18 protein-coding genes are annotated in these 23,552 nt (G+C 60.6%); 7 read left to right on the top strand and 11 right to left on the bottom strand.

What is annotated here, in order from left to right; all coding sequences use genetic code 11:
• Positions 1-88: 88 nt before the first annotated feature.
• Complete coding sequence (locus J3O30_RS05040) at positions 89-1,093, top strand: MBL fold metallo-hydrolase (protein ID WP_207583172.1); 1,005 nt, start codon at positions 89-91, stop codon at positions 1,091-1,093.
• Between the two features lie 36 nt (positions 1,094-1,129).
• Here J3O30_RS05040 and J3O30_RS05035 read toward each other — a convergent pair whose 3' ends face one another.
• The gene (locus J3O30_RS05035) at positions 1,130-1,885 is read right to left on the bottom strand and encodes a crotonase/enoyl-CoA hydratase family protein (protein ID WP_207583171.1); all 756 of its coding nucleotides are present in this window, start codon (positions 1,883-1,885) and stop codon (positions 1,130-1,132) included.
• A gap of 11 nt (positions 1,886-1,896) precedes the next feature.
• Positions 1,897-3,675 carry an acyl-CoA dehydrogenase gene (locus J3O30_RS05030; protein WP_207583170.1) on the bottom strand — a complete coding sequence of 593 codons (1,779 nt, stop codon included), beginning with the start codon at positions 3,673-3,675 and terminating at the stop codon, positions 1,897-1,899.
• Positions 3,676-3,889: 214 nt separating this feature from the next.
• Here J3O30_RS05030 and J3O30_RS05025 point away from each other — a divergent pair, with 214 nt between their 5' ends.
• Both J3O30_RS05025 and J3O30_RS05020 read left to right on the top strand, forming a co-directional pair.
• Positions 3,890-4,885 (top strand): transporter, encoded by a 996-nt coding sequence (locus tag J3O30_RS05025; protein ID WP_207583169.1) that lies wholly within the window; start codon positions 3,890-3,892, stop codon positions 4,883-4,885.
• A gap of 248 nt (positions 4,886-5,133) precedes the next feature.
• Positions 5,134-5,397 carry a DUF982 domain-containing protein gene (locus J3O30_RS05020; protein WP_164009858.1) on the top strand — a complete coding sequence of 88 codons (264 nt, stop codon included), beginning with the start codon at positions 5,134-5,136 and terminating at the stop codon, positions 5,395-5,397.
• A gap of 244 nt (positions 5,398-5,641) precedes the next feature.
• Here J3O30_RS05020 and J3O30_RS05015 read toward each other — a convergent pair whose 3' ends face one another.
• Together J3O30_RS05015 and J3O30_RS05010 are read right to left on the bottom strand one after the other, a co-directional pair.
• Complete coding sequence (locus J3O30_RS05015; RefSeq protein WP_207583168.1) at positions 5,642-6,148, bottom strand: BA14K family protein; 507 nt, start codon at positions 6,146-6,148, stop codon at positions 5,642-5,644.
• A gap of 239 nt (positions 6,149-6,387) precedes the next feature.
• Positions 6,388-7,632, bottom strand: a complete 1,245-nt coding sequence (locus tag J3O30_RS05010; RefSeq protein WP_207584263.1) for an aromatic ring-hydroxylating dioxygenase subunit alpha — start codon at positions 7,630-7,632, stop codon at positions 6,388-6,390.
• A 434-nt stretch (positions 7,633-8,066) separates the two neighbouring features.
• On the opposite strand from J3O30_RS05010, the gene J3O30_RS05005 reads away from it, so the two are divergent.
• From J3O30_RS05005 to J3O30_RS04995, 3 genes are all read left to right on the top strand, one after another.
• Positions 8,067-8,675 carry a DUF6656 family protein gene (locus J3O30_RS05005; protein ID WP_207583167.1) on the top strand — a complete coding sequence of 203 codons (609 nt, stop codon included), beginning with the start codon at positions 8,067-8,069 and terminating at the stop codon, positions 8,673-8,675.
• A gap of 93 nt (positions 8,676-8,768) precedes the next feature.
• Entirely contained in the window at positions 8,769-9,749 is a 981-nt protein-coding gene (locus J3O30_RS05000) for an L-threonylcarbamoyladenylate synthase (RefSeq protein ID WP_207583166.1), read from the top strand.
• A gap of 19 nt (positions 9,750-9,768) precedes the next feature.
• Positions 9,769-11,205: an FAD-binding oxidoreductase gene (locus tag J3O30_RS04995; RefSeq protein WP_207583165.1), complete on the top strand. Its 1,437-nt coding sequence runs from the start codon at positions 9,769-9,771 to the stop codon at positions 11,203-11,205.
• 9 nt (positions 11,206-11,214) lie between these two features.
• On the opposite strand, the gene J3O30_RS04990 is transcribed toward J3O30_RS04995, so the two are convergent.
• A complete protein-coding gene (locus tag J3O30_RS04990) occupies positions 11,215-14,550 on the bottom strand; it encodes a DUF1217 domain-containing protein (RefSeq protein WP_207583164.1) in 3,336 nt (1,111 codons plus the stop codon).
• A gap of 297 nt (positions 14,551-14,847) precedes the next feature.
• On the opposite strand from J3O30_RS04990, the gene J3O30_RS04985 reads away from it, so the two are divergent.
• A complete protein-coding gene (locus J3O30_RS04985; protein WP_207583163.1) occupies positions 14,848-15,414 on the top strand; it encodes a DUF6101 family protein in 567 nt (188 codons plus the stop codon).
• A 93-nt stretch (positions 15,415-15,507) separates the two neighbouring features.
• On the opposite strand, the gene ubiA is transcribed toward J3O30_RS04985, so the two are convergent.
• The 6 genes from ubiA to J3O30_RS04955 form a co-directional block, all read right to left on the bottom strand.
• Positions 15,508-16,467 carry a 4-hydroxybenzoate octaprenyltransferase gene (gene ubiA / locus J3O30_RS04980; RefSeq protein ID WP_207584262.1) on the bottom strand — a complete coding sequence of 320 codons (960 nt, stop codon included), beginning with the start codon at positions 16,465-16,467 and terminating at the stop codon, positions 15,508-15,510.
• Positions 16,468-16,633: 166 nt separating this feature from the next.
• Complete coding sequence (locus J3O30_RS04975) at positions 16,634-17,446, bottom strand: MipA/OmpV family protein (protein ID WP_207583162.1); 813 nt, start codon at positions 17,444-17,446, stop codon at positions 16,634-16,636.
• 319 nt (positions 17,447-17,765) lie between these two features.
• Complete coding sequence (locus J3O30_RS04970) at positions 17,766-18,755, bottom strand: hypothetical protein (RefSeq protein ID WP_207583161.1); 990 nt, start codon at positions 18,753-18,755, stop codon at positions 17,766-17,768.
• A gap of 253 nt (positions 18,756-19,008) precedes the next feature.
• Positions 19,009-20,091, bottom strand: coding sequence for an HEXXH motif-containing putative peptide modification protein (locus J3O30_RS04965; protein ID WP_207583160.1), 1,083 nt, complete (start codon positions 20,089-20,091; stop codon positions 19,009-19,011).
• Positions 20,088-21,311, bottom strand: coding sequence for a radical SAM protein (locus J3O30_RS04960; RefSeq protein WP_207583159.1), 1,224 nt, complete (start codon positions 21,309-21,311; stop codon positions 20,088-20,090). Before J3O30_RS04960 ends, J3O30_RS04965 begins: the two co-directional genes overlap by 4 nt.
• Positions 21,312-21,369: 58 nt before the next feature.
• The gene (locus tag J3O30_RS04955) at positions 21,370-23,235 is read right to left on the bottom strand and encodes a hypothetical protein (protein ID WP_207583158.1); all 1,866 of its coding nucleotides are present in this window, start codon (positions 23,233-23,235) and stop codon (positions 21,370-21,372) included.
• Positions 23,236-23,552: the final 317 nt, after the last annotated feature.

Raw genomic sequence — 23,552 nt, 5'->3', positions numbered from 1 at the left:
CTGCATATGCGGCGATTCAAAGTGTTACAGCGTCGTTTACGCGTCTGAAAAGACGCGCGGCGCTGTAAGCAAACGAGACCGATTTCAAATGCGCAAGACCAAAAGACGCAATCCCTATTATAACGGCCCGGTGTCCGATCACTTCGACGGCACGCATTTCTTCAATCCCGAAGGTATCGAGCCCCTTGGTTTCCGCGATTTGCTGCGGTGGCAATTCGGCGGTGGCCGTGAGCGTTGGCCGCGGTCGGTGCCAAGTCCATATGCGGCGGCCAAGCCGGATCCACGTGTCGACGGCGAGGATCTACGGGTGACCATGGTTGGCCATGCAACAGTGCTCGTACAGGTCGCTGGGCTCAATATCCTTACCGACCCGGTGTGGTCGGAGCGCGTAAGCCCCTTTACTTTTGCTGGACCCAAACGCGTCGTCCAACCGGGCATCGCGTTCGATGATCTGCCGCCAATCGATCTCGTGCTGGTATCGCACAATCATTATGATCATCTCGATATCGCGACACTCAGGCGCTTGAGCGCCAAGCATCGGCCGCGTGTGGTGACACCACTCGGCAATGACACGATCATCCGCCGCGCCGTGCCCGATATAGAGATGACATCGATGGACTGGGGCGAGCGCATCTCGCACGCCGGCATCAGCATTGATGCGGAGCCGGCACATCATTGGTCCGCCCGCGGCGGCGCCGATCGCCGAATGGCGCTCTGGGCGTCGTTCGCCTTATCGACTCCCGCCGGAAAAATCTATCACGTCGGCGATACGGGCTTTCACCGCGGCATCAATTACAAGGCGGCACAGCAGAAGCATGGTGGCTTTCGCTTGGCGATTTTACCCTTCGGCGCCTATGAGCCGCGATGGTTCATGAAAGGCCAGCACCAGAATCCGCAGGAAGCGGTCATCGGGATGAAGTTGGCAAATGCGGCCTATGTGGCGGGGCATCACTTCGCGACGTTCCAACTGACAGACGAGGCGGTCGACGCGCCGACAAGAGCGCTGCAAAACGCTATGAGCGAACATGATATTCCCCCGGAACGATTCCGGGCGCTCAGGGCGGGCGAGGTCTTCGATGTGCCCAAGCTCTAAAGCGCGTCGCGTCAAACTTGCTTCATCTGATACGGTTTAGCGGCGCATGAAGGCTTCGAAGGCGGCCCGGGCCTCGGCACTTTTCAGACGGGCGGAGAAATGGCGGGCCTCCTCGTCGATGCGGGCGATGATCTCGCCGCTGTCGCTGCGGATGAGATTACGGGCGATGCGCAGCGCCTCCGGCGGTTTGGCGGCGAGCCGAGCTGCGGTCGCCAGCGTCAGCCCATCGACCTCGCCGGGTTCAACCACCTTCCAGATGAGACCGGCGTCCTTCGCCTCGGCGGCCGAGAAGGCTTCGCCGGCGGCCAGCAGGGCGAAGGCGCGCTGGTGGCCCATCAGGCGTGGCGCAACGAGGCTGGAACCCGCTTCCGGCACCAGAGCCAGGTCGACGAAGGGAGTACGGAACTGGCTGCGGCTGGAAGCGATGGTCAGGTCGCAATGGAGATGGATCGTCGTGCCGATGCCGATCGCCAGTCCGTCGACGCCCGAGACCACGGGTTTTTCGGCCTTCACCAGCGCATAGAGGAAATCTAGGATCTCCTGCTCCAGGCCGCTGCCACCGACTGCGGCGACAAGGAAGTCGTTTAGATCATTGCCGGCGGAAAAGCAGCCCTGGGTACCAAGAAAGGCGGTGGCGCGGATGGCGGGATCGGCATCGGCCGCCTTCAGCGCATCGGCCATTGTCCGGTACATGGCGCGGGTGATGGCGTTCTTCTTCTCCGGCCGGTTGAAGCGGATGAGCTGGACGCCAGGGTGGGCGGAAGGCTGCTCGACGATGATATGATCGGTCATTGGAAATGTCCTCAAGCAAGCAGAATGCGGGCGGCGGCGAGGCTTGCAGCGCCATTCACCACCCGGTCACAAAGGGCTGTGGTCTCGGCCATCAGATTTTCGGCGGCGAAGCGGCAGAGCGCGATGCGGCCCTCGCCTCTGCCATCGCCGCTTTCGGCAAGAGCCCCCTTGGCGAGGTAACAGCCGGTGAGCACGAGGCCGAACAGGCGCTGATAGGGTGTTGCACCTGAGAGCGCCTCGGTGGCCTTGCCATCGGTCAGGATCTTGATGAGCCAGCCGGTCGCCGTTTCGAGATCGGCGATCGCTGTGTCGAGCCTGGCGGCGGTTTCGCCAAGACCACCGAGATTGGAGCGGCGGACATTGTCGGCGATCTCCTTCAGCTCGGCGATGAAGCCCTTGACCTGATCGCCGCCGGAGAGCGGCAGCTTGCGGGTGACGAGGTCGATCGCCTGGATGCCGTTGGTGCCCTCGTAGATCGGCGCGATGCGGGCATCACGCAAGTACCGCGCTGCCCCCGTCTCCTCGATGAAGCCCATGCCGCCATGCACCTGAATGCCGAGCGAGGCAACCTCGACGCCGGCATCGGTCGAAAAGGATTTAGCAATCGGCGTCAGCAGCGCGGCACGCTCCTGCCAGTGACGGCTGTCATCGCCCGCCCGGTGGGACATGTCGATCGCATGGGCGCAGGCATAGGAAATGGCGCGTGACCCCTGCGTCAGCGCCTTCATCGTCAGCAGCATGCGGGCAACATCGGGATGGTCGACGATCGGGCTCATGCCGGCGCCGCTCCAGCCGGGCGCCCTGCCCTGGGTGCGTTCCTTGGCATAGGCGAGCGCCTTCTGGGTAGCGGCCTCGGCGATCGCCACGCCCTGAATGCCGACGGCCAGACGGGCATTGTTCATCATCGTGAACATGCAGGCGAGCCCCTTGTTCTCCTCGCCGACCAGCCATCCCACGGCACCCTTTTCGTCGCCGAACCGGCCGTCGCCATAGATCATCGTGCAGGTCGGCGAGCCGTGGATGCCAAGCTTGTGCTCCAGCGAGTGGCAGAACAGATCGTTGCGGGCACCGAGCGAGCCGTCATCGTTCACCAGGAATTTCGGCACCAGGAAGAGCGAGATGCCGCGGGTGCCGGCCGGCGCATCCGGCAGGCGGGCCAGCACCAGATGAATGATATTGTCGGCCGCGTCGTGGTCGCCCCAGGTAATGAAGATCTTCTGGCCTGATATGCGGTAGCTGCCGTCGGCGCGGCGCTCGGCGCGGGCCTTGAGCACGCCGAGATCGGAACCGGCATGCGGCTCGGTCAGGTTCATGGTGCCGGTCCATTCGCCGGACACCATCTTTGCCAGGTATTTCTGCTTCAGCGCAGCACTGCCATGGGTGCTGACCGCCTCGATGGCGCCCATCGTCAGCGTCGGGGCAAGCGCAAAGGCCATGGAACCGGAATTCCACATTTCCAGCGCTGCGACATTCAGCATATGCGGCAGGGCCTGGCCGCCGAAAGCTTCGGGTGCCGTCAGGCCGTTCCAGCCGCCGGCGATCCAGTTGCGATAGAGATCGCGCCAGCCATCCGGCAGCCGGACCTCACCATCGATCAAACGGGCGCCCTGCCGGTCGCCGATGTCTGCGAGAGGCGCCACTTCCTCTGTGGCAAAACGTCCCGCCTCGGCCAGGATCGCATCGACCAGATCTTCGCCGAGATCGCGGAGCAAGCCTGCTGAAATCGCCTCGCCCATGCCGGCGACATGCTTCAACGTGAACGCGATTTCCTCGACGGGCGCCTTGTACATGGTTTTCCTCCGCAGACGGCCTGCACTTCCTGTATTTGGGCAAAGCCCCTCCGAGGCAAAGGGCTAATTGATTTTTACGTAAACGTCAATTTCGATTCCATTGACTGTCGTGCAATAGTTTGCCCGACATCACAGCCCGGCTCTTGCACTCTTGCACAAATGAACGTCATGAAGAGGCTGTAAGGACATCGCCTTCGCAAGGGATCGGCGACCAATGGATACATTGCCCGTCAACATACCCGGTTTCGTCTGGGCCTATCGCTTCTCGCCGGATGAAAAGACAGCGGTGCGTCTGAACAACAGTGCGACGGTGGCGGACCTCATCGCCGACAATTGTTTCTACTGGCTGCACCTCAACCTTGTTGACGCCCGCGTGCCGGCATTGCTCGAAACGCTCGCCGGACTGACGGAGGACGCGAAATCGGCGCTGACGACGCGTGACACGCACGCGACCATCACCGTCGACGAGCAGATGCTCTACGGCACGCTCGTCGACTGCCAGCGCGATTTCGCCCAGGATACCAACAATCTCGGCTGGCTGCATTTTGCCATGTCCGACCGTTTCATCATCACCACGAGGCTGCAGCCGCTGCGCAGCGTCGAGCGGGCGCGGGCGCTGATCGAAAAAAATCCGGGAAAATTTTCACGGCCGGTCGATCTGTTCGAACTGCTGGTGATCGAGTTTCAGCGCACGCTGATCGCGATCGTCATGGAACTCACCGAAGAGCTGAACCTGATCGAGGATTTTGTCTACGACAATGCGCCGCGCGACGAACGCCGGCGGCTGGCGCCGGTCCGGCGCACCGTCGTCCGGCTGCATCGCCATCTGCGCACGGTGCTGGCGCTGATGCGCCGTGCGGCGGCGGCCGACGACGACGAGATGCCATTCGGCTTCGATGATGTGGCGCGGCGGCTGACAAGCCGGCTGGAAACGGTCGACCACGATATTTACGCGCTGCAGGACCGGGCGCGCCTGCTGCACGAAGAAATCGATTCCAAACAATCCTCCGAGACCAACCGCCACCTCTATCTGCTGTCGATCATGACGGCCTTCCTGCTGCCGCCGACCCTGGTGACGGGCTTCTTCGGCATGAACACCGCAAACCTGCCCTTCGCCGTCGGCGATTACGGCACCGAATACGCCGTCGCCCTCATCGTCGCCTCGATTGCCTTTGCCTGGTGGCTGCTGCGGCGAGTGGATATTCTTTGAATCTGAGAGGTGGGGTGGGCGCTGCTGCCCATCCGCCTGCCGGCCCCTTCTCCCCGTAAACGGGGCGAAGGGGATATGCCGCAACGTCTCCGTCCCTCGCTAACGTCCCCTAAGGGCACGTCCCCTCTCCCCGTTTTTTACAATCTCAGCGATCGACGCTCGGGTAATCCGTTGGTTCATGCCACCACCTCGCTCGGAACGGTTCTTGCACGGTTACTAATGTATTTACCGTGGGGAGACCTAATGTCATGAAATGGTGCACATCCGGAGAGTTCGTCCCTCTGATGCTCGTGGTGAGTGGGCCGGAAAAATACAAGCTCGTCGCAACTCTCGTGCAGGCTGCCGAGATGCTGACCGTTGGCTGGCCGATCGACGATGGAGAAGAATACCTCGTGGCGATTATGGCTTGCCGGGATGCAATACACGGGGAGATTCCGGCTCAGGACGCGCGAGCAGCGCTTATCCGTGCCGCCGACGAAGCTGGCATTTCGGTGATCACCGTCGTCCACTGAGTTTCGCAGCCGATGATGAAATGAGTTCACGGTTTCTTCACGCCACCGCCCTCTCGTTCCGCTGCATGGGCAGGTCCCTGCGCGGCGGCTGGTACGGGCCGGCGTGGGGACTCGGCTTGGTCAACCTTGCCGAGAAAGCCGAATGGACGGCCGCGCGACGCCACGTTTGCCACGTCCCCTCTCTCCGTTTTTTACGGGGAGAGGGTTAGCGTGAGGGCAATGCCCACTTCCTATTCCGGCCTCATTACGGCGAATAGCACTGCTGACGCGGGCCGTTATAGGGTTGGAACGTGTTGTCGTAGGCGCGATAGGACCGATATCGGTTGGCGCACCAGGCGACATGGCCTGAACCCATGCTGGGCGCAGGCTCGACGTAACGCGGTTGCGCGACAATGGCGCCGCCGATGACCGCGCCGGCGCCGAAGGCGGCGAGCGGATACCAGTAGCCGTTGTAGTGGCGATAGCCCGGACGGTAATAGCTGTATCCGCGATAGCCACCGTAATAACCGGGGCGGTAGCCGCCGCCGTAGCCCGGCCGATAATAGGCGCCCGGCCGATAGCCGGGACGGTAGTAGCCGCCCGACCCATAACCGGGACGATAGTAGCGGCGGTATTGGACGTTCTCGACGGCGGAGGATTTTTCCACCTGCGGGGCGGTTGGCATCTGGACTGCCTGCGACGGCACGAAGCCTGTCAGAACGACGGCGGCAGCCAGAACTGCGGTCGCGATCTTGTTACTCAAACCGAACATTCTTCTCTCCCATTCAACAGCGATAACCGCCTGTTTAGCAACGCTTTCGTGCCCGAATGGTTCCGAAAGCGGCCGGGGGCCGGCTGCTTTCGTATCTTTAAAGAAATCGATCTGAACCGGGCATTAACCGCGAGGCCGCCCTCGATAACGGCGCCCGGAATTGCGGCCGGGACGCGCTTTAGTCCTTTGTCTTATGTATGTCGTTATCCCGGAACCGCTGCACAGTTCCGGGCGAAATGTTACGCCACGGCGGAGATTTTCGCCTGGTCGCCCTGCAGGCGGTTCACCATGAAGTTGGAATACCATTCGAGGAACTGCATGACACCGCCCTCGTGCAGGGAGGAATAGGGGCCTGGTTCATAGGCAGGCGAGTGGATGCCGAAGGCGTTCTCTTCTACGATGCGGCGATCTTGGTCGTTGGTCTCGGTCCAGACGTGGGTCAGTTCCTCGAGATTGTAATCCACGCCTTCGACCGCGTCCTTGTGGACCAGCCACTTTGTGGTCACCGCCGTCTCATTGGCGCTGAGCGGCAGCACCCGGAAGGAGATGGCGTGGTCGCCCAATAGGTGGTTCCACGTCGTTGGGTAGTGGAAGAGCAGCATGGTGCCGATATGGCTGATCGAAATATCGTCGGCGAGCGGACGCTTGACGGCGCTCTTGCCCGACATGGTGTAGCTCTCGGCGTCCTCGATCAGCGGCATGCGGGCGGTGCGGAACTGACCGTCCGGCGACATCTGGAACTTGCTCGGCAGGCCGGCGGCCTCGCAGCGCGCCCAATGGCCGGCGATCTCGGGATCGTCGGCGCCGCCATCCGTGCCGGTGACACTCGGGGCTTCGGGATAGGTGCGGCAAAGCTCGGGGTGATTGGCGGCGCAGTGATAACACTCGCGATTATTTTCCCAGACAAGCTTCCAGTTGCCCTTCTCGATGATCGTGCTCTGGAAGGCGACCTTGCTCTCGCTGATCCGGTGCGGCGCGACATAGGGCTCGATCTTGTCGCGCACCGGCTGGAAGTCCGGGGCGGTATCGGCAAGGCAGATGAAGACATAGCCCGCGACGATTTCGCAATGGACGGGCTTCAGGTTGAAGCCGGTCTTATCGAAATCATCGCCCATGTGGCGGGCGAAGGCGAGCTTGCCTTCAAGATCATAGGTCCACTGATGGTAGGGGCAGACGAGACGCACGGAAGAGCCGTGCTCCTTGGTGCAGACGCGCGAGCCGCGATGACGACAGCTGTTGTGGAAGGCGCGGATGACATTGTCGCGGCCACGGACGACGACGACCGGATAGCTGCCGATCTGGACGGTGAAATAGGCGCCGGGCTTCGGCAATTCGCAATCATGGCCGATGAACAGCCAGTCGCGATAATAGATCATCTCCATGTCGAGCTGGAAATAATCCTCGTCGATATAAAACGGCCGTTCGAGGCTGAAGCCCTCACGACGGCCCTTGAGCTGACGCAAAACGTTGCTGCGAATATCCATCTTCATGTCCTCGTGCACCCGGTTGCCACCCTCGAGCAGAAGGCCGGCGGAAGCGCGCCCGCTTCCTTCTCCTTCGGGAGAATTGTTCATGGCGCCATTTAATCACCTGGGCCCATTTAATCACCTGGCATCCCTGCCGCTTGGTTGTAATGCGACATCGGCTTCGAAATTGACGACAGGGTGCGGCAAGCCAAAAGCTACTGATCCCAGTCGCTGACATTCGTCCGACTCTCCAGGCGATTATCGTCAATTGCGACATGGCGTAAAGGGCCGTTGCGCAACGAGGTTCGCTGGGTGATATCGGCGTCCATCGCGTTTGCGACAGCTGCCGGCATTTAGGTCTCTGGCCGGCCGGCCGCCGGGCGATTTTAACATCGCCTTAAGCATGCCACCCTATCCTGCCGTTGATTCAGACCGAGCGAAGAACGCGAACCATGGCCAGACTCCGTTATTTCGACGCGAAAGATGCAAGCAGATTGCAAGAGCGGCAGCCGATTGCCGCGCATTCCGAATTCCTGCGCACCGGCCGGATACCGCGCGAGCGGCGGCACTGGCTGGCCGAGGAAAAGCGCTATTTCACCCATGATGAGGTCGCCGAAAAGACTGGCCGCAAGCTGCAGGTGGCCGGCGAAAAGACGCATCAGCACATCAACGGCTTTCACCACTCGATCCAGTTTCCGAAGATGATCTTTCACCGGACGCTGGAGGACAGCCCGCATCTCGGTTATTGCCACGTCACCGCTGCGCGGACGAAGTTCGCGCATTACGAAGACGTGAGTTGGGCCTTCTACATCGCCAATTTCTATTCCGACATCGGCCAGAACGACAATTTCTTCGAACGCATCGATGTCGGCTATTCCCGCATGTATTTCGCCGTCGCGATCAAACCCGGCGAGCACTCCCAGGAAAAAATGAGCATCGACCGGTCAGTGCGCGGCAACGGCCTGCTCTTCCGCACCCATGATCCGCAGGCAGCGATCCGCAACATCCTGCTGCTCGGCGCCCGCAACGAACAGCTGCGCGAAATCATCCGCCAGCTATAAAGCGCATCGCATCGAAGCGTGAGGCCAACAACGCGATTGATCGCGAAGAGCGGAAAGCCTAATGACTGCCGGAACTGAAGCACCAGGCAGCACATGGCACGCACGATCGACATTGAGGCAGACAGGCAGGCAGCGCTTGAGGCGGCCTGCGCCGCTCTTGCCGACGGCTTTGCCATCGCCATTCCGACCGAGACGGTCTACGGCCTTGCCGCCGACGCCACCAATCCGGCGGCGATCACCCGCATCTATGAGACAAAGGGACGGCCGCGCTTCAACCCGCTGATCTGCCATATGGCCGATCTCGCCATGGCCGAAGAGCACGCCGAATTCGATCCGGTGTCGAGGGCTCTCGCCGCCGCCTTCTGGCCCGGCCCGCTGACCCTCGTGCTGCCGCTGAAGACCGAAAGCCCGATCCATTCGCTGGCGACCGCCGGGCTCGACAGCGTTGGCATCCGCGTGCCGAAGGGTTTTGCAGGCGCGGTGATCGGCGCCTTCGGGCGGCCGCTCGCAGCCCCCAGCGCCAATACGTCAGGCGCGATCAGCGCAACGAGTGCCGCCCATGTCGAGGCCGATCTTGGGGCGAAGATCCCGTTGATCCTCGATGCGGGCCCAAGCGCTGTCGGCGTCGAATCGACGATCGTCAAGGTGGAGGGCGACCGGGTAAGGCTGCTTCGCCCCGGCGGTCTGGCGGCACGCGAGATCGAGCGCGTCGCAGGCCGGCCGCTGCTGCGGGCGAAAACGGCATCGGCGGCGATCGAGGCGCCTGGCATGCTCGCCTCGCACTACGCGCCAGGCGCGTCGGTGCGCCTCAATGCGACGACGGTCGAACCCGGCGAAGCGCTGATCGCCTTCGGCGGCGCGGCGGTCTCCGGCGCAAACGGCGCCCGGATCGTCCTCGATCTCAGCCCGCAGGGCGACCTTGCCGAGGCGGCGGCCAATCTTTTCGACTACATGAAGCGGGCCGATGCCAGCGGGGCTTCGAGCATTGCCTTTTCGGCCATCCCCGAGGAGGGGTTGGGCGAAGCGATCAACGACCGCCTGCAGCGGGCAGCTGCACCCCGCGACTTGAAATAATGACGGAGGATCGAACCCGATGAGCAGCCCCAGCATTTCCGCCGAACTTCTCGACCGCTTCGCCGCCATCGTCGGCGACAAATACGCGCTTGCCAGCGAGGCCGATCTGGCGCCGCATCTGATCGAGAACCGCGGGCTCTATCACGGTTCCTCCCCTCTCCTCCTGAAGCCCGGCTCTGTCGAAGAAGTCTCGGCAATCATGAAACTTGCGACGGAGACCGGAGCGGCGATCGTGCCACAGACCGGCAATACCGGCCTGGTCGGCGGCCAGACGCCGCGTGAGGGCAAGTCCGATATCATCCTGTCGCTCGAACGCATGAACAAGATCCGCGATATCGATCCGGTGGCGAACGTGCTGGTGGCCGACGGCGGCGCCATCCTGGCCGAAGTGCAGCAGGCGGCCGAGGCGCATGGGCGGCTGTTTCCGCTGTCGCTCGGCTCGGAGGGCTCCTGCCGCATCGGCGGCAATCTTTCCACCAATGCCGGCGGCACGGCCGTGCTTGCCTACGGCAATATGCGCCAGCTCTGCCTCGGCCTCGAAGTGGTGCTGCCGACCGGCGAGATCTGGGACGGCTTACGCCGCCTGAAGAAGGACAATACCGGCTACGACCTGCGCGACCTTTTCATCGGCGCCGAAGGCACGCTCGGCATCATCACCGGCGCGGTGCTGAAGCTGTTTCCCCAGCCGCTCGGCCATCAGGTGGCATTCGCCGGTCTGAATTCGGTGGAGGATGCGCTTGGTCTGTTCGATCTCGCCTCCAGCCTCTGCGGCGCCTCGCTCACCGGTTTCGAGCTGATGCCGCGTTTCGGCGTCAACATCACCACGCGCCACATCGACGGCGTGCGCGATCCGCTGGAAGCGCCCTATCCCTGGTATGTGCTGATCGACATCTCCACGTCGGACTCGGCCGAGACGGCGGAGCGGATGATGAACGGCGTCCTGGAACAAGGCTTCGAGGCCGGGCTTGTGCTCGATGCGGCGATCGCTTCATCGGTCGCCCAGCAGAAGGCCATCTGGCACATGCGCGAAAGCATGTCGGATGCCCAGAAGCCGGAAGGCGGGTCGATCAAGCACGATGTTTCCGTGCCGGTGTCGAAGGTTCCGCATTTCATGGCCGAGGCCGAAGAAGCGGTGATGGCGGCAATGCCCGGAGCCCGCATCTGCGCTTTCGGCCATATGGGCGACGGCAATATCCATTACAATATTTCCCAGCCGGTCGGTGCCGACAAGGACGCCTTCATCGCCCGCTGGCACGAGATGAACCACATCGTTCATGGGCTGGTAATTGCTCACGGCGGCTCGATCTCGGCCGAGCACGGCATCGGACAGCTGAAGCGCGACGAACTGGCTGCCATCCGCCCGGCAATCGAAATCGAGCTGATGCGCCGCATCAAACGCGCCTTCGACCCCGCCAACATCATGAACCCTGGAAAGGTCGTCAGTCTCGACGTGTGAGACCGACGGTCAGGATTGCTGCGTGCCGCCGCCGGTCAGGATCTGCAGCGCCGGCGACTGCTGCGTGCTGTTCTTGACGTCGTACATGGCGGTGAAGCGCCGCAGCAGCTTGTCGACCTTCTTCGGATCCTGGAGATCCTCGAGCTTGACGAAGCGGTTGATGAGGTCGGCCTGCTTGGCGACATCCATGCCCGAGATCTGCGAAGGCAAGCTGTAGGCGGTGGTGATCACCTGATAGAGCGCCTTGTCGCCGAGGATCGAATAGATCGAGGTGATGTTCGGGGCCTTGCGGCTGAAATAGAGCGCCAGGCGGACGCCGTCATTGCTTTCGCCCTGCTGGGCTTCCATCGTCTGCTGGACGAAAAGCTTCTGGGTGTGGTCTTCGGCAGCCTTGTTCTGGATAGTGCCTACCTTGGCGCGGGTGAGATTGCCGTCCTTGTCGAAGTTGAAAGCGGCGACGATATCCTTGAAGCGCGCATCGGCCTTGGTGTTCAGATAACTCTTCTTGTCGTCGGGATCGGAGGTGAAGATCTTCTTCAGTGTCGCCTTGTCGTAATCCTTCGGGTCGAGGTTGTTGGCTTTCAGCACCAGATTCGTCAGGCGGCTGTCGTCGAGGAAATCGTCGAGCGACTTCACCTTCGCCATGCCCTTGGCGAAGTAATCCACCTCGGTCGTCGCGTCCTTCGATGCCTTGTCCTTTAACGGGCCGGCCTTCAACAGCATGGTGACATGCGCCTTATAATCGGTGGCGTATTTGGCCAACGTCGCATCGGGAAGCGCCTGGAAGGGTGACGCCGCCTTGCCGTCGGGGCCGAAGTTGAAGGCGCGGGCAAGGTTGGTGATGCGTTCGTCCTTCAGCGAGGCGATATAGCCTTTCGGGTCGTATGCATCGCTCGTCAGGATCTTGCGCATCATCGAGCGCGGCACCTCCTGGTCGGTCAGACCGAAAGCCTGCAGCGCCACATGGTAGGGATCCGGCAGCTTGTCGTTGCTTTTCTTGAAATCGGCCGAGGAATTGCTGCGCAGGAAATCGTTGACGCTCTTGATCTCGGAGAAATCGAGCAGGCTGGTGCTATCGGCCATCATGCTCGTGTAATTGGAGGTGACTTCGTCGATCGCCTCGTCGCGCTCGTCGTCATAGCGAGCCATATAATTGTCATTGGTGGTTTGCGCCTGATCGGCCGTCTGGACCGAGCTGACGACCGGGAGCGATCCGTCGGCGGCGAAGTTGAAGTCGGCATTGAGATCGGCGTGGCCGGCTGCGGCTGCCGCAGTCGCATCGGTCAAAATGCTCTTCAGATCAGCGTTCGAGGTAGCCGATGGCAGATTGTAGGTGCTCTTCAGGAAATTGGTGATGGCGTCATCGGCGATGAGATCGTCGACATTACCGATTGTCGCCATCCGGGCGGAATAATCGTCGGTGCGGGCTCCGGCGGCAATTTTCGTGTTGGTAATCTGTGCCGCCGTCTGCGCCTGCATGCCGTCCTCGAGCGTGCCATCCGCCTTGAAGTTGAAGGCGGCGGCAACATCGGCATAGGTGCCGGTGCCGCTCTGATCGGTCAGAATATTGCGAAGAGCGACGTCGGTGACGGTGGAGGGGATGCCGAAGGCGTTGCGCACGAAATTGTTCAGCTTCTGATCCGACAGCAACTGATCGACGTTTGAGATGCCGGCGATGGTCGCCTGGTAATAGACGGCCGCATCATTGGCCTTGCTGGCAGTGCTGGCGCTTTGGGTTGCGCTCTGCGAGGCGTAAAGCGTCGCGACCGAACCGTCGGCCTTGAAATTGAAGAGGTCGTTAACGTCGCTGTAACCCTGGGTGCTGGCAGCCGCAGGGTCGACGAGGAACGTCCTCAACGTCGCATCGGAGACGCTGTCGGCGATCTGCATGCTGTTTCTGAGATAGCTGACTGCGACAGTATCGGACATGATGTCATCGACATTGGTGACATTGCCGATCATGCTGTTGAAATGCGCTGCGTTCGCCGCCAACTTGTCGGTCGTCGATTTCCGCTGCGCCGCGGTCTGGATCACCGAACCATTGATCGAACCATCCGCCTGGAAATTGAAGTCGGCATTGAGACCGGCATGGCCCTGGGCCGCGGCATAGGCCGAATCCGTCAGGATATTCTTCAGGTCGGCATTGCTGAAATTGGTGCCAAGCCCATAGGCATCCTTGATGGAACGCGCCAGCACATTGTCGGCGAGCAGGTCGTCGACATTGGTGATGCCGCTCGATTGCGAGGTCACATTATAATAGTTGGCGGTGCTCGACGCTGCCGATGACAGCTTGTTCGCCTGATCAACCGTCTGGACGCGCGCCGTGCTCAAGGTCGACCCGTCCGCCTTGAAGTTGAAGGCGTTGTAGACATTGGTAAAGCCCATCAGCTGGGCATAACCGGGGTCGGTCAGCACCGTGCGCAACGCTGCCGCGGTAAAGTCGGCGCCCATGCTGTAGGCCGTCGTGATGTAGGAGGTCAGGCGTTTGTCGGCGACCAGATCGTCGACATTGGTGATCGTGCCGATCTTGGCGGTATAATAGGCCTTGTTGTAGTCAGCCGCCGTCTTGCCGACATAGTAGACGTCGGAGCCGACCGAATTGTCGATGATCACCGATTGGGAATTCAGCGTGTAGGTCTCGACGACCGACGCCTTCTGCGCCGCCGTCTGCGCCGTGCCGGTGACTGTACCGTCGGCGTTGAAGCTGAACTGGGCGGCAAGCGCCTTGTACTTGTCGCCACCTTGCGTGTTGACGACGCTCGTGGGGTCGCTGAGATCGCTCGTCAGCACCTGGCGCAGAAAATCCTTCGACGCATAGGTGGGATCGATTTTGAAAGTCGTCAGTACATAGGTGCGCAGCCGGGTGTTGTTGACCAGATCGTCGACGGTCTGCACGCTATCGATATTGTTGCTGTAATAGGTGCTCTCGGTGCTCGCCGCCTTGTCGGCATCGACGAAGGACTGCTTGTAGAGGCCGATGAGATCGTCCTCCTGCGCGTCCGTCTGCACATCCTTGGCAGGCGCATTGAAATTGAAGGCGGAGGCAAATTCGCGATAACGCGTATCAGAAAGCTTGTTGGCGTAGCTGTTGGCGTCGGTGAGATCGCTTTCGAGCACCTTCTTCATGAAGGCCTTAGCGTAGGTCATATCCTCCAGACCATAGGCCTTCATCGCATAGCTGTAGAGCTTGTAATCACCGAGAAAGTCGTCGACCGATGTGACCTTGTTGATATGGTCGGCGTAGTACTGAGCGTCCTTTTTGACCGTCGCCTGCGACGCAACCTTGTTGAGGCTCGACGTCATATCCTTCGACAGGATCGTGTAAGCGAGGGAAGCCGTGATCATTAAAAGCGCCCTTTTCGGCAAACTCTCTAAAAGAACGAACTGCTGGTAAGCATATTTTGCCACGGAAAGCTTACCTGAGGCTTACCTCAGGATGCATCATTTCAGCACACCACACCGTTCACCTTCCGGAAACCCTGCCGGATTCGGTTTTGATAACCATCATAGGAGGCAAAGTTTTCTTAACCGCAATTTTTAAGCTGTACGGAACGGCAGGCCCCTATTGTCGGCCATAGAGGACGAAAAGTCCCAAGGAGAAGACCGGAAATCGGCTCTCAGGTAAGACAAGGGTAGAATGACATGAACAATCCCGCAATGAAGCCCGCCTGGGCTGGCACGACGTTACGCCTCGATCCGGCCCGCTTTCCCCAGCAGGTCAGCTACGCCATCCATGATTGTTCGGATGACGTCAACATTACCATAGACGAACGCGGCGCTGTGCTGCGCAAGGTCCTCCCTTCCAGCGGCCTGCCGCTCTCGATTGCCCTGCCGAAGCGCGTCTTCAAGGGCGTCGCTGCCCGCGCCATCGACCATGGCGACGGCGAAGTCACCGTCACTCTCGAGCTTCACCACGCCGATCCGGAGCTCTGCATTCCGCTGCTCGTCGCCCATGACCTCAGCGATATCGCCGCCGACTGGCGCAGCTGGTCGGAAGCCTTCCGCATTCCGATGCTGATGGTCGAGGCCGACGGCGTCGCCCGTCCGCTCGAAGACCATATTGGTGCCTTGCGCACCAGCGATCTCAAGCCGCGCCGCAGTCATTCCTACTTCGCCAACCGGCGCCCGCGCTTCCTCGTGCGCCGCACCACCGGTCGGCTGGGTGTCGCCATGAAGATCGAGGGCAAGGAAATCATCGCCCGCAATTGAGCGAAATAGCGACACTCCGTTTGGCAAGCATTTTGAAACCCGGCGCCCGCGCCGGGTTTATCGTTTCATGCATCGCTGAAGTCATCGCCCCATTCAGGGAATGGCGAAGAGCAGCGAGATGAACAAGCCGAAAAAGATGATCAGGCCGACGCGATTGTTCGACTTGAAGAGCGCCAGGCATTGGCCGGCATCATCGATATCGAGCCGGACGATCTGCCAGGCGAACATGCCGGCGGCCCCGAGCAGCGCCAGGAACGCGATGATATTGGCGCCGGCAAGAACGAAAGCGATAAACATCAGCGCCAGCGTCAGTCCATAAAGGCCGATCAGCCATTGCCTCGTCCTGTCGCCGAACAGCCGCGCGGTGGAGCGGACGCCGATCAGTTCGTCGTCCTCCTTGTCCTGATGGGCGTAAATCGTGTCGTAACCGATCGTCCAGGCGACGGAGGCGGCGTAGAGCAGGATGGCGGCAAAGGAGAGGCCGCCCAAAATGCCGGCCCAGCCCATCAGCGCGCCCCAGGAGAAGGCAAGCCCCAGATAGAATTGCGGCCAGTCGGTAAACCGTTTGGCGAAGGGATAAAACGCTACGATCCCGAGCGAAAGCACGCCGAGGAAAACGGTCAGCCAGTTGAACTGCAAGAGCACGACGAGGCCGACCAGCGCCTGCAGGCCGATGAAGATCTTCGCGTGGGCGCGCGTAACGCGGCCCGAGGGGAGCGGACGCGAACGGGTGCGCGCCACTTCCATGTCGATTTCGTGATCGACGAGATCGTTATAGGTGCAGCCGGCGCCGCGCATGGCGACCGCGCCGATGAAATAGAGCAAAAGGTGAGACACCAGCAGACTGCCGGAATAGAGGCCCTCGCCGATCGCCGCATTGGCGGCAAGGGTTGCCGACCAGAAACACGGCCACATCAACAACTGCCAGCCGATCGGGCGATCCCACCGCGCAAGCTGGGCATAAGGCCAGAGCCACTGCGGCAGGATCCGATAGACCCAGTTGTCGGAAGGTGCGTCGGAAACGCGATCGTTGAAGTCGCCGGTATCTTGCATGCCGCCATCTAGCGACCGGCCGGCGATCCGGTCAAGAAGCGATCTCTTTGTCTCATGCATGTCGTTATCCCGGAACCGCTGCACACTTCCGGGCGACATGCGTTGGATGTTTAATGGATGTCGTTATCCCGGAACCGCTACACACTTCCGGGCGACATGCATTGGATCACTGCAGGGAGAAATTGAACTTGTAGGTCGCCGAGACGCCGATCAGGACCTGGTTCTTCGAACCGCGGTCTCGCACCAGGCTGCTGTCGGCGGCGGGACCTGCCAGCCGCTTATATTCGAGGAAGGAGCTTGCCGAGAGGTTTTCGGTCGCCTTCCAGGTCAGGGCGGCACCCGCGCCATAGGACTGGATGCCCGACGATGGCTTGTAGGGATCAAGGCCGCTTGCGGCGGCGTGCTTGGCGCTGACGCCGTAATAGGCGTCGTAATAGCCGCTTGTCGCAAATGTCGCGCGCGGGCCGCCTGACAGCTGCAGGTCGGGCGCGATATCGGTGAAGGCATCGACCGCGAGATCGGCGACGACGCCGTCGTATGAGCGGATGCCCTGACGGACTTCGGCACGGGCGCGCAAGAAATCGGTCGGATAGACTTCGACGAAACCACCGGCTTCGGCACCCCACTTGACCTTCTTCAAGCCCTTCAGCTCATGGCCGTCGCCGTCATCGCGCGACGGCACGAACCTGCCGACGATACCAGCGCGGAAGGCGCCCTTGTCGATGAGGGCGAAGGACGGATTGTCGTTGCGCGAGGAAAAACGCGGGCCGGCGCCTTGGCGGCCGACCGAGATCAGCGGGCTGAACTTGAATTCATTATGCGACGAGCCCTCGAATTTCGGGGCGGAGAAGCCTGCGACACCGACGCTCAGATACCAGTCGCCGGACCAGAAATGCTGGCCGCTTTCCTGCGCCGCCGCCGAACCAAAGGAAAAAAGGCCAATAGCCAAAGAGATCGATACGACTGACCGATGAGACACGTCCGCACTCCAGAAAACGCAAAAACAAAGCCGCGGAGGGCGGCGCTCGCTACATTTATCGCGAGGTCGTTACCCCAATGTTAACCACGGCAATGAGATCGCGCGGCATTCAGACTTAGCTAGGGAGCACTTCTCACGGGATTGACGTTTTCGACCGACGACATTTCGTCCGACAATTTGGATGTCTTCATCGATATCGATCTCAAGAGCTTGAGGCCCACGCCGGCCACCTTGCGTCGGCCCGCCAGGGTACACAGTTTCTCAGTGAGAGCTGAATTAAAAACAGGTGGTTCAAAAATCCTGTCCCAAGATCGTTTGCTCAGGACGTCACGAGGTTGACCCCGAACGAATCGAGGACATCAGAGATGTGATTGGCAAAGGAAACAGTTGGACTTCCCGCGAACAGCAATCCAATGGCTATGCCCGTCGTCTGCTCAAGGACGAGCGCACCGGAATCTCCCTGCTCACTAAACGGAAGGGCGTCGATCGACCTGATAGCGATCTGATCGTGGAACAAGATCGTACCGATGTCATACGGCACCTTAAGGTCAGTGCTGATACTTTCGATATAACCCCTTGTGTAGCCGGACGTGCGCCCAAACTTTTCTACGATCGTATTAAGAGCTGCCGACTTGGCGCCGGCAGGGGGCCCAATTCCCAAAATATCAGCGACTGCGAGGTTCGGCTGAAGCAGTCGGGCGATAGCGCCATCCACGTAGTTTGCTTGAGATACGTCGAGCGGGACATAACCCTCCAGCTCGGCGATCTTATCCTTCTCCGTATCGCCCCCATCGAATGGGCTAGGCTCAAATATGGCCGTTCCGAAAGCCTGCCGATTTTGGTCCGCAAGGACGTGATTGTTGGACAGCACGTAGCGCCCCTGACTGTCTTCCACCAGCGCACCGAAAGTGCCGGCGAGCAAATTGAGTGGATCGGGATCCGCAAAGCCCATCGAGCAGCCGGGCTGTGCTGGCCGATGCGCACGGGGGTTTGCCAGCGGCTGCAGGAACCCAATTTCTTCCACGTCGGTTGCAATCCCGTCAACCTGCTCGGGCAGAAGATCGTCGGTACCGATCTCAGACTTGGGCCGTTTTCGCCGGACATAAAATTTCAGGGCAGGTTCAGAGGTTGTCCGACCCGACACGATTTTGAAGCCGATACCCACGCCTTGGAGGTTGACATTTGGAGTGGGCGACACGACGCGCCGAACTGCTAACGCTCTGACAACGCCGGCCTCGGGCGAAAGAAACCGTTGCGAAACAGCTGTCTTCGCCTCGGCGAGATGTGATAGATCGTTTCGACCGGGCATATCTTAGACCTTTGCGATGGAGTTGAAAAAGGCATGGTCCCCGCGGAACGCGTAAAACAGCTTGCATCGCGTCAATGGTTGCCCCTGCCGGGCATCATATCTGTCGGACTGGTCGCCAACGACAGCGGCACCGCTCGGCTGGCGGTCACTGTCGAAAGCGGGACAAACACCCCGCTGCCAACGACCTTTATGGGGCTGGAGGTGGAGGTAACGCCGCTCGCGCCGATACGTCCGCTGGGGCCGGCTGAAGATATCATGCTGTCCCTCCCCATTGTGACCTCACATCGACGGCAAGGCCCTCCAGCAGCTCGCGACAGAACGGCGTGATCCCGCCGGCGATGAGCATCAGCGCGTCCTCGTATTCTTGCTTGAGGAACCCCGAGGCTGAACGCCGCAACAAGTGCAGAGTTTCTGGATGGCGATCGCCGGTCTCCAGCATTCGCGCCCAGAAATTGGCCAATTCGTACCAGACGCAGCATGCGTGGGCGAAACTATGCATGGCCAAATTGGCGCCGGTCCAAGGCGAGATCACCCGCGGCGTTTCGATTTCTGCTGTTCGGAAAAAGGGCGTGTCGACTTCTGCAAGATATAGGACGCTGTGTGTCGCTTCATGGAGAAGCGCGTCGGCCACCTGATGCGGGGATGTGGAAGGGCTATGCGCGTTGCCAAGCGAAGTGATGCCGGGGTAACGCCGCGGCGAACCGCTCGAAAAGCCTGGGCGATCCTCCGCATAGAGATGAATTACACGCAACGTGCCAAGGACCATTTCCACCCCGATCGGAGCAGCAAGATCAATGAGTGCAAGCGCTTCGCCAAGCTTTGCGCGAGCAGGCCCAAAATCCGTGAGAGGTCTCGTTCTAACGCGTTTCTCCGGCGGCAGAAGAGGCGGGGCCAGAACGCATGGACTACCGCTGTCTAGTACCAGCCCATGCATCCGCGGTGCGACATACGCGAGCCTGCCCGACTGAGCGAAGCGATAGTCTCCGAGCGCCGTCCACTCGAAATGGCCTGACGGTCGTTCTCCGACCAAGCACGATTCCGCATCTATCCAGCCGAGTAGCAGTTCGCGCGCCGCGTCCGATGCCGTATCGCCGCTGGACAGGAGTTCACTGAATACCGGCGCCTCGGCTATCCTAGATATCGATGCCGCCGGCAAGCGGTCGAGCCAGACGGCAATACCGCAGCGCCGGCAGGCCAATTTCAGCTGCGCCTCGCGCAGACAGAAATGGCGAAAGCTTAATATGCGTGCCTGGGTAACGGAGCTTGGCTCCAATTGAAGGAAACCGACAATATCGAGCGTTCCTTCCGCCTGCTTCGGCCGGACGTGGTGGTTCATGCCGGAGCCTCATCTTCCACCGGTGCAGCGATAGGGGCAGTGCCCATCAATCTCGAGCGGCGCCGATTTGTCTCAGAGTGATCGATCTCCATTCGCGCGCGGATATGGGTGAAAAGCCGCATCAGATCGGCGCACCACACGCTTGGGTTGTCGAATCCGTTGGCGCGGGAATAGCGGTGCGGATGGTACCCCCCTCCGCAAGTGTCGCGCTCGACGCAACTCTGGCACTGTTTCGACAGCGGCATGCGCCCGAACACCATTTCTGCGTGCAAGGGACTCTTTTGTGGCAGTGCGCTGAACTCGTCGGAGAGGACATTCATGCCCGTCTTCACCATTCCGTCCTCACAAGCCTTGAGGACGTCCAAACCTTCAATGTCGCCGCCACACGATACGACGAGGTAGCGCAACGGTCGGTTGCCCAGCGCGTCGACATGACTTGGACCGCCCATAATGGCGCGGGCGATATCCCAGAAATTACGGATCCGGACATCCAAGGTCGAGTTGAACCACCAGTCGTCGAAAATTGGAATAAGGAAATCCGCGCAAGGGGTCGGTCCGAACTGTTCGCGGACGGTGCCGATCGTATCGTGGGTAAGGTCGGGAAGAAGATAGGACAGGCTGGTGCAGCCGAGTTCAAGCAGATGATGGTGGATCTCCAGCGGATCAGCACCTAGTGTGATTACCGTAAGGATGCCGAAGCGAACATCTGCATCCTGCAGCGCCTCGATGCCGCGTCGCACACTTTCGTAGGAGCCGCGCCCCCGATGATCAATACGCATCCGGTCGTGCACGTGCTTCGGGCCATCGAGGCTAACGCCGACGTTGACGTTGAGGCGCCTGAGCGTGCGTGCCCAATCGCCATTGAGCAAGGCTCCATTGGTCTGGATGCTGATGCGCACATCCAGGTCATCGAGTGCGCGCCGGGCTTTATCCGCCAGCTCTTCGAAGCGTTTGATGCCGACCATCGTCGGTTCGCCGCCGTGAAAAGAAAAGTGGACGCGTTGCTGCCCAGCAAGACGCGCGTGGTTGCCGACGCGCAGTAGCAGTGCGTCGAAAACGTCGTCAGACATTTTTTTGGGGCTGTCCTTCCATGTCGTATCTTTGAGATTGAACTCGTAGCAATAGGGACAATCCAAATTGCAGCGCGCGGTAAGCTTGGTGATGATAAGCGTCAGCGGCTGTATAATCTGAGGATCGAAACTTGGCGTCAGCGCGTTCATGGCGGCTCCGTTTGAAGCGATGGAGGCGGCGCACGAACCGTGGTCGCCCATCCGAGTCTCATTTGCTGCGCGACAACTCCGCTTGGACCGCTTGACCCAGTCCTTCCGAAACCGGCTCTTGTATCCCACGGCTGCGCGTCATCTCGGCATGAGCCCCGCCTTCGCTATGGTTTTGCAAATGGGACCCCTCTCGAAAGGCACGGCCAAAAGCGTCTCCGCGTGCGCGTCCGCTGGCCGCCTGGGGCCCCGTTGCGATCTGTCCACCACGAGCCAAGCCGCCGAGGCTTCCGCCTCCACCACCGCCACTGCTATGCGTCTGGCCGTGCATCGAATCCTCAAGACCCCGCGTTAGCCGGCTGGCAATACCCCTTTGGGCTTCGACCGCGCTGCCACCGCCTTCCGAATGGGTTTGATCGTGCATCGCATCATCGAGACCGGACGCAATTGTCTGGACACGCTGGCGGGAGAGCTCCTGCATATGCCCTCCGCCCTCGGAATGCGTCTGGTCATGCATTACGTCCTCTGCAATAGAGGCGAGCCCTTGTCCGGCCAATCGCCCAGCCGCCTGGGGCCCCGCTGCGATCTGTCCACCACGAGCCAAGCCGCCGAGGCTTCCGCCTCCACCGCCGCCGCTGCTATGCGTCTGGCCGTGCATCGAATCCTCAAGACCCCGCGTTAGCCGGCTGGCAATACCCCTTTGGGCTTCGACCGCGCTGCCACCGCCTTCCGAATGGGTTTGATCGTGCATCGCATCATCGAGACCGGACGCGATTGTCTGGACACGCTGGCGGGAGAGCTCCTGCATATGTCCTCCGCCCTCGGAATGCGTCTGATCATGCATTACGTCCTCTGCAATAGAGGCGAGCCCTTGTCCGGCCAATCGCCCAGCCGCCTGGGGGCCCGCTGCGATCTGTCCACCACGAGCCAAGCCGCCGAGGCTTCCGCCTCCACCACCGCCACTGCTATGCGTCTGGCCGTGCATCGAATCCTCAAGACCCCGCGTTAGCCGGCTGGCAATACCCCTTTGGGCTTCGACCGCGCTGCCACCGCCTTCCGAATGGGTTTGATCGTGCATCGCATCATCGAGACCGGACGCAATTGTCTGGACACGCTGGCGGGAGAGCTCCTGCATATGTCCTCCGCCCTCGGAATGCGTCTGATCATGCATTACGTCCTCTGCAATAGAGGCGAGCCCTTGTCCGGCCAATCGCCCAGCCGCCTGGGGGCCCGCTGCGATCTGTCCACCACGAGCCAAGTCGCCGAGGCTTCCGCCTCCACCGCCGCCGCTGCTATGCGTCTGGCCGTGCATCGAATCCTCAAGACCCCGCGTTAGCCGGCTGGCAAGTCCTGACTGGACGTCGGCGCCTTCGGAGTGGGTTTGGTGATGCATATCGTCACCGCTCGCGCTCGCGGCAGGTTGACTGAAGCTCGCCATACCGGAAGCCGAAGCACGGATAGCAGCTTGTCGTGGGGTGGCACGCGCGCTCGTCGCCTGAGTTGCTACACTTCCGCCCTGCCCCGAGCCGCCACTCAGCGCATCGCGTAAACCGGATAGGATCGTCTCCACAGAAACTTCGCCGTCGTTGTAAGTAGTCGCGGATTCAAGGATATCGGCGTCGCGTTCAACGCTCCAACGCACTGTCGTCGTTGTCATCGAATTTCTCCTTTGCGTGGATTGTGGCGCGACGAGTTCCCGAACGTTTCGCAGCGCGAAGCGAAGTTCCTCGGCGCTAGGGAAGGCTTTCGGTGTCGCGTAGTGGTGACAGGTACCGGTCCCGTCGCTGCTATGGGTCTGATCGTGGCTGGCGGCCGTAAGGGCACGCTCGGCATCAATCTCTAATTGTATCTGGTCACGCAGCGAAGCGCCGACGATATTTGGGTTTTGAAATCGACCTGTCGGCATTGGCAACACCTCGAAGTGCATGTCTGCATGCCCATGGGATATGCGGTCGCGTGACCAGACGGGTCGCGTCCGGGCCTATATCAACGAGAACTTTAGATGCTGTATCCCTCGAACTCGAGGTAGCGCGAGGCTACACTTTCACTGATTTTAGGGAAGTATTACCGACAAAAGTGGTTACCAGATAATACAATCGCGTCAGCGAACTATAGGTCAGCCGTCAACGTCACACTTCTTCAATGCTCTGACAATTTATTATTGAAACATGGGAGCAGCAACCAGCTGAAATCGATAGTCATTTGATTTTGGTGAGGAACTAACCACATCGCGATATCAGCCTA

Source organism: Rhizobium sp. NZLR1, assembly GCF_017357385.1.
Lineage (GTDB): Bacteria > Pseudomonadota > Alphaproteobacteria > Rhizobiales > Rhizobiaceae > Rhizobium.
Note: the sequence above shows the minus strand (reverse complement) of the source record. Positions and strands in the feature narration are given on the sequence as shown.

Bases quoted from the DNA above. Each gene is read 5' to 3' on its own strand.
- J3O30_RS05040 (WP_207583172.1), top strand. From the start codon at position 89: ATGCGCAAGACCAAAAGACGCAATCCCTATTATAACGGCCCGGTGTCC.
- J3O30_RS05035 (WP_207583171.1), bottom strand. From the start codon at position 1,885: ATGACCGATCATATCATCGTCGAGCAGCCTTCCGCCCACCCTGGCGTC.
- J3O30_RS05030 (WP_207583170.1), bottom strand. From the start codon at position 3,675: ATGTACAAGGCGCCCGTCGAGGAAATCGCGTTCACGTTGAAGCATGTC.
- J3O30_RS05025 (WP_207583169.1), top strand. From the start codon at position 3,890: ATGGATACATTGCCCGTCAACATACCCGGTTTCGTCTGGGCCTATCGC.
- J3O30_RS05020 (WP_164009858.1), top strand. From the start codon at position 5,134: ATGAAATGGTGCACATCCGGAGAGTTCGTCCCTCTGATGCTCGTGGTG.
- J3O30_RS05015 (WP_207583168.1), bottom strand. From the start codon at position 6,148: ATGTTCGGTTTGAGTAACAAGATCGCGACCGCAGTTCTGGCTGCCGCC.
- J3O30_RS05010 (WP_207584263.1), bottom strand. From the start codon at position 7,632: ATGGATATTCGCAGCAACGTTTTGCGTCAGCTCAAGGGCCGTCGTGAG.
- J3O30_RS05005 (WP_207583167.1), top strand. From the start codon at position 8,067: ATGGCCAGACTCCGTTATTTCGACGCGAAAGATGCAAGCAGATTGCAA.
- J3O30_RS05000 (WP_207583166.1), top strand. From the start codon at position 8,769: ATGGCACGCACGATCGACATTGAGGCAGACAGGCAGGCAGCGCTTGAG.
- J3O30_RS04995 (WP_207583165.1), top strand. From the start codon at position 9,769: ATGAGCAGCCCCAGCATTTCCGCCGAACTTCTCGACCGCTTCGCCGCC.
- J3O30_RS04990 (WP_207583164.1), bottom strand. From the start codon at position 14,550: ATGATCACGGCTTCCCTCGCTTACACGATCCTGTCGAAGGATATGACG.
- J3O30_RS04985 (WP_207583163.1), top strand. From the start codon at position 14,848: ATGAACAATCCCGCAATGAAGCCCGCCTGGGCTGGCACGACGTTACGC.
- ubiA (WP_207584262.1), bottom strand. From the start codon at position 16,467: ATGCAAGATACCGGCGACTTCAACGATCGCGTTTCCGACGCACCTTCC.
- J3O30_RS04970 (WP_207583161.1), bottom strand. From the start codon at position 18,755: ATGCCCGGTCGAAACGATCTATCACATCTCGCCGAGGCGAAGACAGCT.
- J3O30_RS04965 (WP_207583160.1), bottom strand. From the start codon at position 20,091: ATGAACCACCACGTCCGGCCGAAGCAGGCGGAAGGAACGCTCGATATT.
- J3O30_RS04960 (WP_207583159.1), bottom strand. From the start codon at position 21,311: ATGAACGCGCTGACGCCAAGTTTCGATCCTCAGATTATACAGCCGCTG.
- J3O30_RS04955 (WP_207583158.1), bottom strand. From the start codon at position 23,235: ATGCACTTCGAGGTGTTGCCAATGCCGACAGGTCGATTTCAAAACCCA.